Below are 13,956 nucleotides of genomic sequence, written 5' to 3'. Positions count from 1 at the left end.
TTTTTTATTTTTTACTTTCGTTAATGGGCCTTACAGCCCGGCTTTTTTTGCAGATGCAAAGTTACAAATAATAGTAGTATTTCCATGCCCCTTTACAAGACAATACATGTCAGTTCGTCGATTATTGTCCATATTTGGAAAATCCAAGAGTCTGAAAATGAGCTTGGGAACGGTATCGTACTTACGGATCATTGTCAAAATCGTATGATGCGGATGAAATCCGAATTGCATCGGCGGGGGTTTTTGAGCATTCGGCATTTGATGGCCGAAGCAGGCTATAGAGACCACGACCTGTACTACGACGATTTTGGCAAACCCCATCTTAAGGATGGCACCCACATTTCGATTACCCATTCGAACCATTTCACCGGAATCGTGGTCAGTGAAGCGCAGGAAGTTGGAATCGATATTGAAATGCAGCGTGAGAAAATATTGCGCATTGCCCATAAGTTTACCCCGATCGAGGAATACAACACCATCGCCAATACCGAGGCCTTGATCCGAAAGCTAACGGTCGTATGGGGCGCCAAGGAATCGCTCTATAAGATTTATGCCGAACCGGGACTCAGTTTTTTGCACCATATCGACATTCACGATTTCTCGCTATCGGATGCCAGGACCACGGGGGAGGTCCTTTATCACGGAAAAAGGTCCACCTACGAAATCGACTTTTTAGAGTTTGAAGGTTTTACCTGTGCTTATGCCGTCAGGAATTCTTAACTCTATTACAAAATAATTGGGAATCTTGCACTTGATTCCTACACTTGGAACTAAAAAAATGAAAATCTCCGTAGAGCTTACCTTTTCACCCTTACAAGACGATTATGAAGATCATATCATCGCCTTCATCAAGAAATTACGGACCTCAGGACTCACCTTTTTGGAAAATCCTTTGAGTACCCAAGTATATGGGGAATATGATGAAGTGATGAAAGTGTTGAATACCGAAATAAAAACGGCGTTTGAATTGATGGACAAAGGATTGCTGTATCTAAAAATCGTAAAATCGGACCGAAGTGCCTATGAGCCCCATTTTTGATTTTTTTCTGGATAGTTACAGGAATAAGGAGACCTACGTTATCGGCCTGGAAGCAATTGTTTTTATAGCCGGTATCGTTAGTGTTTGGTATGCCCGGAAGGAAAATATTCTGGTATATCCGACCGGTTTGATCGCCACTATCATTACGGTATATCTTTTTCTAAAAGATGGATTGTTGGGCGATATGATGATGAATTTCTATTGGTCGGCGATGAGCATCTACGGTTGGTGGAATTGGTCAAGAAAAAAGAATAATAAGAAAATAGTACAAATATCCAGGACCACCCCCAGGGAAAAAGGAATCGGCATTGGACTGTTCGTTTTGACAATGATCGTGAATTATTCGGTATATCGGATCTTCGATTATGAAATCGAGGCGTCCAATTATATCGACATCCTAACCTCGGGTATTTTTTTCACCGCCATGTGGTATATGGCATTAAAGAAATTGGAGAATTGGACCCTCTGGATTCTAGCAAACATTATCACTATTCCACTATACGCATACCGCGGTTGGGGCATGCTTTCGCTCCAATATGTTATATTTACCGTATTGGCCGTTCAAGGTTATCTCCTATGGAAGAAAAGTTTAGACAAGAGCCCTCAACTATCGTTAAAGTAGTACTGTTTGGTCCCGAATCTACCGGCAAAACCACCTTGTCGGAACAATTGGCGCGCCATTATAACACCGTTTGGGTACCGGAATATGCACGGGAGTATCTTCAGGACAAGTGGAACAACGAGCGCAAGACTTGTGAACCGAAAGATTTATTACCAATCGCGGCCGGACAGATACGTTTGGAAAACCAACTTGCCAAAAAGGCCACGGATGTGTTGATTTGCGATACCGACCTTTTGGAGACCAAGGTATATTCGGAGGCATATTACCTAGGGTACTGTGATCCGTTATTGGAGAAATATGCCCTTGAAAACAGCTATGACCTTTATCTCCTTACCTATATCGACGTACCCTGGGTAGGGGATGACTTAAGGGACAAACCGAACCAAAGGGAACGAATGTTCGCCTATTTCAAGAATGCCTTGGAGAAATATCAACGAAATTTTATTATTTTAAAGGGTGATAAAAAAACGCGATTGTCAACTGCCATTGCCCACATCGATCGACTCATAAACAACAAAGCTGCCTAAACGTATGAAATTTTCCGAAAGTGATTTGCAACAACTTGCCCAAAAGGGAATTTCTAAAGAAAAAGTACTTGATCAGATAGAAACGTTCAAAGAAGGCATTCCTTTTGTGCGTCTGGAAAAGGCAGCAGTGGTTGGCGATGGCATTGCTCGTTTTTCACCCGCCGAGGTAGAGGCGTTAATCGATATATTTGAACAGTCGAGGAAACATCTTTCTTTGCTCAAGTTTGTGCCCGCCTCAGGTGCGGCGTCCCGGATGTTCAAAGCACTTTTTAACTTTTTGGAAACCTATGACCCCTCCAGGGAGGGCTTTAAAGACTATGTCCACAGAACCGGCAGCAAAGATATCAAGGCTCTTTTTGAACAATGGGAATCCCTTCCCTTCTATTCCCTCATTCAGGAAAGAATCAAGGACATCGCTCTGTCCAAGGACGAAGAAAAATACCTTTTTGTTAAGGAGATGCTTTCGGAGGACCGGTTGAATTATGGTTTTTATCCCAAAGGGTTACTTCCATTTCATGTATATGACGACTATGTCGTGACCGCCTTTGAAGAACATATGAAGGAAGCAACCCGCTATTCGGAAACAGACGGTAAAGCCCGACTGCACTTCACGATTTCTCCCCAACATGAGTTCCTTTTCAAAAAGGAATTCGAGATAGCTCGTGCCCGGTTACGCCATCAGACCGGAGTCGATTTCGAAGTGACCTTTTCTTTTCAAAAGCCGGCTACCGATACCATTGCGGTCGATATGGGGAACAACGCTTTCCGGGACACAGACGGCTCGATACTATTCAGGCCCGGTGGGCACGGTGCCTTGATCGAAAACCTTGATGAGCAAGAAGCCGACATTATTTTTATAAAAAATATAGACAATGTGGTGCCCGCGAGATCCCTTGACGTAATTGTTAATAGCAAAAAGGTATTGGCCGGTGCGTTGTTAAAGGTGCAAGGGAAGATTTTCGAATACGCCAAGCTCATGGAGAACGGTATTGCGGATGCCTCCCAACTGATCGAAATCAAACAATTTTTGGAAAAGGAACTCAATGTTCGTTTTTCGGATAGTTTCGACCATTTTAGTCTTTCTGAACAGATCAAGGTGCTTCAAGATAAGATGAACCGGCCAATACGGGTATGTGGTATGGTGAAAAACGAAGGTGAACCGGGTGGAGGACCATTTTGGGTAACGGATACCCACGGGAATATCTCGTTACAAATCGTAGAATCGGCGCAGGTCGATAGGGATGATGAAAAACAGGCTTCCATTCTAAAGAGTTCCACCCACTTCAACCCCGTTGACCTGGTTTGTGGTGTCAAGAACCATAAGGGTGAAAAGTATGATTTATTAAAGTTTGTAGATGCTAGTTTGGGATTTATCACAGGAAAGACCCAAGAAGGTAGGGAACTCAAGGCTTTGGAATTGCCTGGACTTTGGAACGGGGCAATGGCCTATTGGAACACGCTATTTGTCGAGGTGCCCATTACTACCTTTAATCCTGTAAAAACGGTGAATGATTTGTTGCGACCTTCGCACCAGCCGTAATCCTACGTTGTATAAAAATTACACACTTTCAAAAGGATTACACATCATTACACAACAATTGGAAAAATCATCCGCTATTCAATATATTGATTATCAGTTTATTATATATTTTATTGTCCCATACACCAATTGGCACTATTCTTCCTATAAGTAAGTGAATCAAAACAATAACAATAAATTTTAAACACGAACAAAATGAAAAAAGTATTTTTAGTAGCGGCTCTTTCCCTAGGAACTATGACCGCATTCGCACAAGAAGAAGAGGCCACCGAAGCTGTAGCTGTAGCAACAGAAGCAGTGGAAACACAAGATGGATTTGCTGAAGTGGCTTTGGAAGAACTGCCAGAGGCTATCTCCGCTGCTTTGGAAGCTGCCCATCCTGGAGCCACCATTTCCAAAGCGTACGTTAATGAGGCTGCCCAATATAAGTTGGAAGTTACTAAGGAAGACGGCGAAGCTGTTGAATTGTATGCCGATGCCGAGGGCAATTGGATTGAAATGTAAACAAGCCCCACTTTCTTATTGCGTATATTTAGTTAGTTTAAGTTAAAAGTCCCGACAGTCTCCTGTCGGGACTTTTTTTTTGCGAAACCCATACCTACCAAATTCGTTTTCCTTGAATTTGGGTAGGGAAACGGAAAGTCTCGATATGATGAAGCGGCCTTTTGAACTTGATTGATTTTGGAACTATAAGGCAAGCACTTGATTCCTACCATACTTCATATCGAAAAATGATTTTCGTGTATGTTTTATACGATTTCACACAGCGGTACACACATTTACACAGTCAGGAAAAACTTATAAATACACATCTCTTTGATAATCAATTTATTACATTTTGTAGCGGGTTTGGTACTATATTTTCTTTAGATAAAGGGAATAAATAAAATTGAGAATCATGAAAAAAGTATTTTTTGTATTAGCATTATCTCTAGGAAGTTTAACAGCTTTCGCCCAGGATGCAGACGTTGTAGAAGCTACTGCTACTGAAGCCGTAGCCCAGGATGATTTTACTGAAATCGCCGCTAGTGAGTTGCCTGAGGCCGTTACCGCCGCTGTTGCCAAAAACTATCCTACGGCGACTATCGATAAAGCATATGTCAACGAGGCAAAGCAGTTCAAATTAGAGGTGTCTTTGGAAGATGGTACTTCCGGTACCTTGTACGCCGATGAGAACGGAAACTGGATTGAAATGTAATAACTTGAGTTATTTGTTTTGTATCAAGTTGGTTTGGTCGGAAAGGGGTCGTATAAAATGCGGCCCCTTTCTATTTTTAATGAAACCCCGAATACGGGTATTACTTTTGTAATGCTCCTATTCGGCTGGTCGAATTTACCCCGACCGGAGCGTCGAAGTCTTTCGCATACTTTTTTTCTCCGTCGCCTTTCCTTTGACTACCAAATCCTAGCCGGAAACGGCGCTGATCATCAAATTCGACAAACATTCTATTTAGCATAGTTTTAGCAGTCATTTACTACTTCTTTTAAGATAATTTTGGGGTGCTCTCGACTATCAAGTGGTATTTTTACGTAGATACTAAACAACAAGTAGCTCAATATGCCGAACATCTTGATTATTGAGGACGATGCCGCATTCTGTCAAATGTTGCAGAAGTTCTTGACCAAACACAATTATCAAGTAGAAACGAGTTTTACCGCGCCCGATGCCAAGGTCAAATTTTCCGAGACCAACTTCGACGTGGTACTGACCGATTTACGTCTTCCCGACTATGACGGCATACAAATGCTTACCGATATCAAAGAGGTGAATTCAAAGACCCAGGTCATTTTGATGACCGGCTACGCCGAGGTAGGTTCCGCAGTCAACGCTATGAAAAAAGGAGCCTACGATTATATCTCCAAACCCTTCACGCCCGATGAAATCGTGATGGTCATTGAAAATGCATTGAAGGCCCGGCCATCGGAAAGTTTGCCGAACCATGGAGGGGTTGCCAAAACAAGCAACACCAATAGCGCGAAAAGCAATCCTATTGCAAGCCAACATACTATCACAGGTACTAGCGAAGCCTCCAGAAAGTTAGCCGAATACATTAAACTGGTCGCTCCTACCGACATGTCGGTCTTGATTACCGGTGAAAGCGGTACCGGAAAGGAAGTAACGGCAAAGGCGATACATGATCAGAGCAAGCGCAAGGATTTTCCCTTCGTTGCGGTCGATTGTGGAGCCATCCCAAAAGAATTGGCGACTAGTGAGTTTTTCGGACATGTTAAAGGAAGTTTTACGGGAGCTGTAGAGGATAAGAAGGGGAATTTTGAAGCGGCCAACGGAGGTACACTCTTTTTGGATGAGGTGGGCAACTTGTCCTACGACAACCAAATACAGTTACTCCGGGCACTACAGGAGCGAAAAATAAAGAGAGTGGGAAGTACGCAAGAAATCTTGGTCGACGTACGCATCATTACCGCAACCAATGAAGATCTTACCGAATTGGTCGGGAAAGGAAGTTTTCGTGAGGATCTTTACCATCGATTGAACGAGTTTTCCATTGAACTACCTTCCTTACAAGATCGTTTTGAAGATTTGATGCTGTTTGCAGAACATTTTTTAGAGAAGGCCAACCATAACCTAGACAAGAATGTAACCGGTTTTTCAAAGGAAGTTTGGAACGCCTTTAAACGCTATCACTGGCCGGGAAATCTAAGGGAACTCCAAAATATTATCAAACGGTCGGTACTATTGACCGCTGGCGATGAGGTGCAAATCGAGGCCCTTCCTCAAGAAGTGAGGCAACCGTCCCCCAAAAATAAGGTTAGAGACCGGTTTTCAAAGGCGGAATTCGAAAAAGACCGAATTATCCAAGCCCTAAAACGCACAAATTTCAACAAGTCGGAGGCGGCCAAACTTCTCCAGGTAACCAGAAAGACCCTTTACAACAAAATCAGTCATTATAAGTTGGACTTGTAGCCAGTCGATTCTCGAGGGCAACAATGAGGATAACCACACTTTCTTTAAGGGTTCTTAGACTATTGTCCAAACTTACGGCATCCATATCGCCCGGAGTGGCCACTTCCAATCGTTCCAGAATAGGAACACAGCTCGCAACCTTCAATTGCCGAAACATGGGGAGCATACGATGTGCAACGCTGTTTATTTGGGCATAATCCCTAGCCGTAACGGTTTCGTTCAACAACTTCATATTGGTCGAGGTATCCATTAAAAAAGTCTCCAAAACATCATGAATGGCATCTTCGTTGGTGCCCAAGAAGGAATGAATAATATCAAGGTCATAGACTTCTGCGGTGGTTGTTTTTTCCTTTGGGGTCAATTCCTTTCCTAGGTTTTTAGTATGCAACCCCAACAGTTTCAGTATTCCTATCAATTCCCCTTTGGAAAATGGTTTTTGAAGTACTTGGGCAAATCCCAGGGAAGTATAGGCTTCGGATTCCAAATCCCTTCTACCGGTCATCGCGATAATTGGCTGATTCTTATAATGCTTGTATTCGCCGGCCCTCAACCGTTGCAATACCTCAAACCCGGTTATTTGAGGCATTTGAATATCGGTAAGCACCAGATCATAAGCCAAATGCGACTCTTTTTCAACCTGTAAAAAGTTTGAGAAAATATGTGCGCGTATTCCCATACTCCCGGTCAATTCTTTTAACATCCGCAGCAGAGCGGTATCATCATCGATTATAAGCATCCTCAGTTTTGGTGCCATATAGGGAGCCTCGGTTTTTTCGACCGCTTCTATTTTGGTAATCTCCAAGGGGATTTTAAGGATAAAGGTGCTCCCACGGCCGAACTCACTTTCCAATTGCAAGCTGCCGCCGAGCAATTCGGTCAACTTCTTTGAAATGGTCAACCCAAGTCCATAGCCGCCGAATTTTTTATCGGTGTTATCCTCGCCCTGGGCAAACTCTTTGAAAATCACCTGCTGTTTCTCCTTTGGAATTCCAATGCCAGTATCCTGGATCTCGATATGGGTGTTACTATTTTTGCCTTTTCCAATAGCCTTGGCACGAATTTTTATGGATCCCTCCTCGGTAAATTTGAAGGCATTCCCGATCAGGTTGGTGAGTACTTGCCGAATTCGGAAGGGGTCTCCCGACACAGTTTGTTTTAGTTCAGGATCGATTTCCAGAAATAGACTGAGTTTTTTGTGGCTGTAAAGAGCCTGCAGGTTTTCGGCGGTCTCCTGTATCAAATGGGCGGCTATAAAGGGTACTTTTTCAACCTTAAGCTTGCCGGCCTCCAGTTTAGAAAAATCTAACAGGTCGTTGACCAGATTATTCACGTATTCCGAAGAGGATTTGACGTTTTTCAGGTACTGTTTTTGTTTTTCGCTCAAGGGTGTACTTTCCATCAGCTCGGTGTATCCGGTAATGGTATTCAGTGGGGTACGAAGGTCATGGCTCACCGTGGAGATGAGTTGTTCCCTACTTCTGAGCAACGATTCGGAAAATTTCTTTTCCTTTTCCAGTTTTTGACGATAGGTCTGTATACGCCAGAAATCCCTGTTGATGAGAAAGGTAAAGAGCGCTACGACCAAAAAACCAAGGACTGCCGCAAATCCTGCCAAACGCATACTTTTGCGAAAAGCTGCCTGTCTTTTTAAACTTTGGTTGTACGAATTTAATAGCACTTCCTGTTCAAAAGCCGAAATGATGGTACGAAGCTGTTGGGAGAGTTCCAAATCGTTCCTATTGATCTCTTCCTCTTTTTGAGCTAGAAAACGCTGTGTTTTGGCATCTTTCATCTTGGCTTCGACCAACAATACTCTAGAAGCATTGATAATCGAGTCTATTTTTTCAGAATCGGGTAAATCGGAGCTGTCGGCGGGAATGTTATCGTTCAGGTAGGTCACCCAATCCTCCAACACCTTTCGTTCATACGATGATAAACTCTCTGGATTAGGATGAATGTCATAGGCGGTAAGCTTGCCGAAAGACGATTCCATCTTGCGGAATTCCTTTAATGCGATGTCAATGGAATTGTTCGCCTCGTTCTGGACTTTCAGATTACGTAGCTCATTGCTGTTGTCTACCTTTTTACGTAATAGCAGTTGCACACTATCGAGCATGCTTTTTTGGTGTTCGTCCCCCGAGAGCTGTTTTAGGGTATCGATATCCATAGAAAGGGTATCGATTTTGGCGGCATAAGCGTTGAAATTTGCTTGTGTCTTGTTCTGTAGGGCCAATTTTGAAAGGCTTTCGGCCTCATATAGTTCTGTGACCAAAGCTCCGGTCTTGAGTAATTTTATGTCGGTTTCCTCGGCAGTGTCGTTATACAGGATTACTCGAATTTCGGAATAGATAAAATAGCCTGCCACCAGAAAAAGCACGGCCAATACCAGATAGCTGAAGATGATCTTGAAGGTAAATCTGTTTTTGGATTCGTCTTTCATAGAGTGGTCGTAAAACCAGAGGTTACTATAAATACGTAGCAGACGCCTGGATTGTTTATAATGATTCGTTAATATTTACTTCGATTTTTATGGTAGTCTAATATTACCGTGCTACCTTTGCACTATCTCAAAGGGGTGCTTTGGCCCCGAACTTGAAAGGGAAAGGCCCTGAATCAAGTTCAGGGCGGGCTGAGATCATACCCAATGAACCTGGGCGGGTAATGCCGCTAAGGGATGCGTACAACGCTGTTTTGGAATTTCAAAGGTCCTTGGGTGGGCCGAAAATCATGTTTTACTTGGAATAATAGCCCCTTTTATTCGTAAAATTTTTTACGAATGAAACCTATTGTTATACTGTTTGCCCTTATAGGGTTTGGCACCGGTCTCTTGGCCCAAGACCAGCAACCTACCGATTCGCTTGAAGGAAAACAAGTAGTACTTGACGAAGTCTTCGTCTCGGCGGTTCGGGTGACGAACGAGACACCGGTGACCTTTTCCAATTTTAAAAAAGATGAATTCGCTCCGCGAAACCTGGGGCAGGACATTCCGATCCTGATGAATTTCTTACCCTCGGTCGTCACCACCTCCGATGCCGGGGCCGGGGTGGGCTATACCGGTATACGGGTTCGGGGAAGCGATGCAACCCGTGTAAATGTTACGATCAACGGCATACCTTATAATGACGCCGAATCGCATGGTACTTTTTGGGTAAACATGCCCGATTTTGCTTCCTCCACCGAAAGTCTGCAGTTACAAAGGGGCGTTGGAACTTCTACCAATGGGGCCGGGGCGTTCGGAGCTAGCCTCAATCTATTGACCGATGCGGTCTCTGAAGAGGCATACGGACAAATCTCCTCTTCGATCGGAAGCTTCAATACGCTACGAAATAACCTAAAGTTCAGCACAGGCCTTCTTAATGACCATGTGGAAATAGCGGGCCGTTTGTCAAGAATTACCTCCGATGGATACATCGATCGGGCATCTTCCGAACTGGACGCCTATTTTCTACAAGGGGCCTATAAGGACGATAATACTTTGATCAAGGCCTTATTGTTCGGTGGTCATGAAATCACCTATCAGTCATGGTACGGATTTGATGCGGCGACCATCACGGCAATCGGTGAAGATGGCAATATCGAAACCAATAGAACCTTTAACATTGCCGGGGCCCGATTCGATGCGATAGGAAATTCAGAAGGTTTCTATGAAAATCAAGTCGATAATTACAAACAAGACCACGCCCAATTGTTGTGGAACGAACAACTATCGGATGCTTGGAACCTCAATCTGGCCCTTCACTACACCCACGGAAGAGGCTTTTTCGAAGAATATGTAGACGATTGGTACTACACCAACGTCCTCTTTTCAGGGGATTCGCAGTTAAGCTTTATCGGTCGTGAAAACTTTACCTTGAACGGTACGGAAATTACCGCTACCGATTACATCAGAAGACGTTGGTTGGATAATGATTTCTACGGTACCGTGTTTTCCGCCATCTACAGCCAAGAGAAATTGAACCTTATTTTGGGGGGAGGATGGAATCAATACGAAGGCGACCATTTTGGGGAGGTAATCTGGACCAGGTTTAACAATGGCAACGACTTACGGGAGCGCTACTACGATGACAGCTCGAAAAAGACCGATTTGAACCTATATGCCAAGGCTAATTACAGGCTGGATAGTAAATGGAATCTCTTTGGTGACTTGCAGTACCGAACGGTCGGCTATCAGGCCAACGGAAACGAGACAGGTCTTGTCGATGATACCTTTAACTTCTTTAATCCGAAGGCGGGGCTTACGTACGACCTAAATCGTAACAACAACTTTTATTTAAGTTACGCCGTGGCAAATCGGGAACCCAATCGAAATGATTACGAGAATGGTAGCCCCAAACCGGAACGCCTCCAAGATATTGAACTCGGTTGGCGGTATGTTGCCCCCAGCTTTCAAGTAAATACCAATCTTTATTATATGCGATACAAAGATCAATTGGTGTTGACCGGGGAACTGAACGATGTAGGGGCGCCTCTGAGGGCCAACGTTGGTGACAGTTACCGTCTGGGGCTCGAGGTAGATGCGAACATTGAATTCAGTAACCAATTCCAATGGCGCCCTAATGTGGCAGTGAGCGATAATCGCAACATTGATTTCGTCTTTCAACGCGATGGGGTACTGCAGAATTTGGGCAACACAAATATCGCCTACTCCCCTTGGCTGGTCATCGGCAATTGGTTTACCTATTCCCCTTGGGAGACTTTGGATATCTCTTTTCTGTCCAAATATGTGGGCAAGCAGTATATGGGCAATATCGACTCCGATGCTTCGGTTCTGGAGGCCTACTCCCAGCTCGACTTCAATGTGCAGTACGTTTGGAACATCGATGCCTTTATTGACAGTATTACCTTCTCGGGGATGATCAACAACGTGGCGAACGAGGACATTATCTCGAACGGGTATTTTTATACCTTTGATGACGACTTCAGTGATCCCGGAACCATCACGACCGTTGAAGGGGCAGGATACTATCCTCAAGCAGGAAGGAATTTCTTGTTGGGGGCGACTATTCGATTTTAGGGGAACAATTACCTTCTCGATTCCTGCCTTTACAAAGAAAGGGCGAGAAAGTTTCTGCGTCTACGAATAGGTAGGTACCATCTTATTGTTGAGCAAACAAGGTCTTTGATTTTAATCAATACTTTTGTACCGTATGGATAAAAAGTCAAACACCATTCGATGGGGAATCATCGGTTGTGGTGACGTCACCGAGATAAAGAGCGGACCGGCCTACCAACAGGCCAGCGGTTTTGAATTGGTCGCCGTGATGCGCCGTGATGGTAAAAAGGCCGCCGATTATGCCAAACGACATGGGGTTCCCATATATTATACGAATGCCGAGGATTTGATTTATGACGACCGGGTCGATGCCGTCTATATCGCTACACCCCCCGATACCCATAGGCTGTATGCCCTGAAAGTGGCCGAGGCAGGAAAGCCCTGCTGTGTAGAAAAACCAATGGCACCCAGTTATGCGGACAGTTTGGAAATATATCGTGCCTTCGATGAAAAAAAGCTGCCCCTATTTGTCGCCTACTATCGCCGATCGTTACCCCGATTTGAACAGGTTCGCGAATGGCTACGGGAAGGGCAGATAGGTACTCCACGCCACGTTCGATGGCAATTGGTCAAACCGCCTTCGGAGCTTGACAAGGGTGGTACGTACAACTGGCGTACCGATGTTCGAATAGCCCCGGGCGGCTATTTTGATGATTTGGCCAGTCATGGCCTCGATCTATTTGTATACCTGTTGGGAGAGATCGAAACGGCAAAGGGTATTGCCCTAAACCAACAGGGATTGTACACTGCCAAGGATGCGGTGACCGGCTGTTGGGTACACCAGGGCGAAATTACTGGGGAGGGAAGCTGGAATTTCGGGGGTCATGAACATCGCGATGAGGTCGAGATCATCGGTAGTCAAGGGACCCTTCGTTTTGCCATCTTCCATGACAAGCCACTGACACTTCAAAATCAACAGGGCATAAAGGAATTGGAAATAGCGCATCCCCGACACATACAAGAATTTCATGTAAAAAACATGGTGGGGCATTTAAAGGGGGAAAACGTTCACCCCTCCTTAGGTGCCTCTGGTTTACACACGAGTTGGGTGATGGACAGCATTTTGGGCACTTTATAGGTTGTTCGATTGGGTTTTAAAAAATCTTTGGGAATACCTCGGGTATCTTCACCGGGACTGCTTGGTCAAGACCTATATCTATTAGCTTCTTAGTTGGAAACACTCACCACCCCGCCGTTAAAGACGGCCCGGTATTCCAACATATCGTAGTAGCGGTTGCCGTCATCGGGCCGAGATAACTGCTGGCCTGTAAACAGACTGTATTCATAGTCTTCACAGGGGCAAACCGCTGTTTGTCCGTTCAACTCCATGGTAGAACAATCGTTGGGCGGGTGGTTGGGACAACTCGCCTCGAAAGCCCGAAATTGATCAAAGCCGGCATTGATTACAAAAACACCACGGGTACCTACCCCATTGGCACCTACGTAGACCGCGTTGCCTGTATTGGTCAAGGGGCTATAGAGCGGCAGGCTCAGATTTAAATCGAATCGAAAACCGATTTCCTGCAGATACGGATTTCGAGTACCTCTATCATTATCACAGGAAAACAGAAATATCATGAATAATAGGCCCCAAATGCGTTTCATACTCCCTGGTCTATTTAAGTGTATTCGAACAAAATTGAGCAAAAATTATGTATCTTTGCGTTAAATCCTCACTAAAAACCATGCATTGCATCGTAGAAGTAGGGGATTTTGTTATTTATTAAACGAAGATAGTATGAGTAACGTATCTTATTATACAGCGGAAGGGCTTAAAAAGTTGAGGGAAGAGCTAAATCAGCTGCGGGATGTGGAGCGGCCCAAAGCATCACAGGCCATCGCCGATGCCCGGGATAAAGGCGATCTTTCTGAGAATGCAGAGTACGATGCGGCCAAGGAAGCCCAAGGTCTTTTAGAATTGAAAATATCTAAGATGGAAGAAACCCTTGCCAATGCCAGACTGATCGATGAATCGCAGTTGGACACTTCCAAAGTGTTGGTGCTTTCTACGGTAAAGCTTAAAAATATGAACAACAAAATGGAGATGACCTACACGCTGGTGGCCGAAAGTGAGGCCGACCTCAAATCCGGAAAAATCTCGGTAAATTCCCCAATTGGTAAAGGTCTCTTGGGAAAAACCGTGGGTGAAATAGCGGAGATTACCGTTCCCAATGGCACGCTCAAGTTCGAGATTTTAGAAATTAGCCGGGCGTAAGGCCGATTAATTTTTTATATTTAATCCTGCCAAC

13 protein-coding genes are annotated in these 13,956 nt (G+C 44.4%); 11 read left to right on the top strand and 2 right to left on the bottom strand.

Annotation, left to right across the window (positions count from 1 at the left end; all coding sequences use genetic code 11):
• The first annotated feature begins 84 nt into the window (after nucleotides 1-84).
• The 8 genes from FK220_RS05185 (at nucleotide 85) to FK220_RS05150 (ending at nucleotide 6,654) form a co-directional block, all read left to right on the top strand.
• Complete coding sequence (locus FK220_RS05185; RefSeq protein WP_152573197.1) at nucleotides 85-720, top strand: 4'-phosphopantetheinyl transferase family protein; 636 nt, start codon at nucleotides 85-87, stop codon at nucleotides 718-720.
• A 58-nt stretch (nucleotides 721-778) separates the two neighbouring features.
• Nucleotides 779-1,039: a thiamine-binding protein gene (locus tag FK220_RS05180; RefSeq protein ID WP_152573196.1), complete on the top strand. Its 261-nt coding sequence runs from the start codon at nucleotides 779-781 to the stop codon at nucleotides 1,037-1,039.
• Nucleotides 1,023-1,661: a nicotinamide riboside transporter PnuC gene (gene pnuC / locus FK220_RS05175; protein ID WP_152573195.1), complete on the top strand. Its 639-nt coding sequence runs from the start codon at nucleotides 1,023-1,025 to the stop codon at nucleotides 1,659-1,661. Before FK220_RS05180 ends, pnuC begins: the two co-directional genes overlap by 17 nt.
• The gene (locus FK220_RS05170) at nucleotides 1,616-2,188 is read left to right on the top strand and encodes an AAA family ATPase (RefSeq protein WP_152573194.1); all 573 of its coding nucleotides are present in this window, start codon (nucleotides 1,616-1,618) and stop codon (nucleotides 2,186-2,188) included. Before pnuC ends, FK220_RS05170 begins: the two co-directional genes overlap by 46 nt.
• Before the next feature lie 4 nt (nucleotides 2,189-2,192).
• Entirely contained in the window at nucleotides 2,193-3,728 is a 1,536-nt protein-coding gene (locus FK220_RS05165; RefSeq protein WP_152573193.1) for a DUF4301 family protein, read from the top strand.
• 195 nt (nucleotides 3,729-3,923) lie between these two features.
• Nucleotides 3,924-4,232: a hypothetical protein gene (locus tag FK220_RS05160; RefSeq protein WP_152573192.1), complete on the top strand. Its 309-nt coding sequence runs from the start codon at nucleotides 3,924-3,926 to the stop codon at nucleotides 4,230-4,232.
• Between the two features lie 394 nt (nucleotides 4,233-4,626).
• Nucleotides 4,627-4,926 (top strand): hypothetical protein, encoded by a 300-nt coding sequence (locus FK220_RS05155; RefSeq protein ID WP_152573191.1) that lies wholly within the window; start codon nucleotides 4,627-4,629, stop codon nucleotides 4,924-4,926.
• 360 nt (nucleotides 4,927-5,286) lie between these two features.
• Nucleotides 5,287-6,654: a sigma-54-dependent transcriptional regulator gene (locus FK220_RS05150; RefSeq protein WP_152573190.1), complete on the top strand. Its 1,368-nt coding sequence runs from the start codon at nucleotides 5,287-5,289 to the stop codon at nucleotides 6,652-6,654.
• On the opposite strand, the gene FK220_RS05145 is transcribed toward FK220_RS05150, so the two are convergent.
• Entirely contained in the window at nucleotides 6,629-9,094 is a 2,466-nt protein-coding gene (locus FK220_RS05145; protein ID WP_152573189.1) for a hybrid sensor histidine kinase/response regulator, read from the bottom strand. The genes FK220_RS05150 and FK220_RS05145 overlap by 26 nt on opposite strands.
• A 336-nt stretch (nucleotides 9,095-9,430) precedes the next feature.
• Between FK220_RS05145 and FK220_RS05140 the strand changes: the two genes are divergently transcribed.
• Nucleotides 9,431-11,668: a TonB-dependent receptor gene (locus tag FK220_RS05140; protein ID WP_152573188.1), complete on the top strand. Its 2,238-nt coding sequence runs from the start codon at nucleotides 9,431-9,433 to the stop codon at nucleotides 11,666-11,668.
• A 133-nt stretch (nucleotides 11,669-11,801) separates the two neighbouring features.
• Nucleotides 11,802-12,785, top strand: coding sequence for a Gfo/Idh/MocA family protein (locus tag FK220_RS05135; RefSeq protein WP_152573187.1), 984 nt, complete (start codon nucleotides 11,802-11,804; stop codon nucleotides 12,783-12,785).
• Nucleotides 12,786-12,874: 89 nt separating this feature from the next.
• Here FK220_RS05135 and FK220_RS05130 read toward each other — a convergent pair whose 3' ends face one another.
• Nucleotides 12,875-13,312: a Rieske (2Fe-2S) protein gene (locus FK220_RS05130; RefSeq protein ID WP_152573186.1), complete on the bottom strand. Its 438-nt coding sequence runs from the start codon at nucleotides 13,310-13,312 to the stop codon at nucleotides 12,875-12,877.
• A 133-nt stretch (nucleotides 13,313-13,445) separates the two neighbouring features.
• Here FK220_RS05130 and greA point away from each other — a divergent pair, with 133 nt between their 5' ends.
• Complete coding sequence (gene greA / locus FK220_RS05125; RefSeq protein WP_152573185.1) at nucleotides 13,446-13,922, top strand: transcription elongation factor GreA; 477 nt, start codon at nucleotides 13,446-13,448, stop codon at nucleotides 13,920-13,922.
• The last annotated feature ends 34 nt before the right edge of the window (nucleotides 13,923-13,956 follow it).

It is taken from the genome of Pelagihabitans pacificus, from assembly GCF_009371985.2.
GTDB lineage: Bacteria > Bacteroidota > Bacteroidia > Flavobacteriales > Flavobacteriaceae > Pelagihabitans > Pelagihabitans pacificus.
Note: the sequence above shows the minus strand (reverse complement) of the source record. Positions and strands in the feature narration are given on the sequence as shown.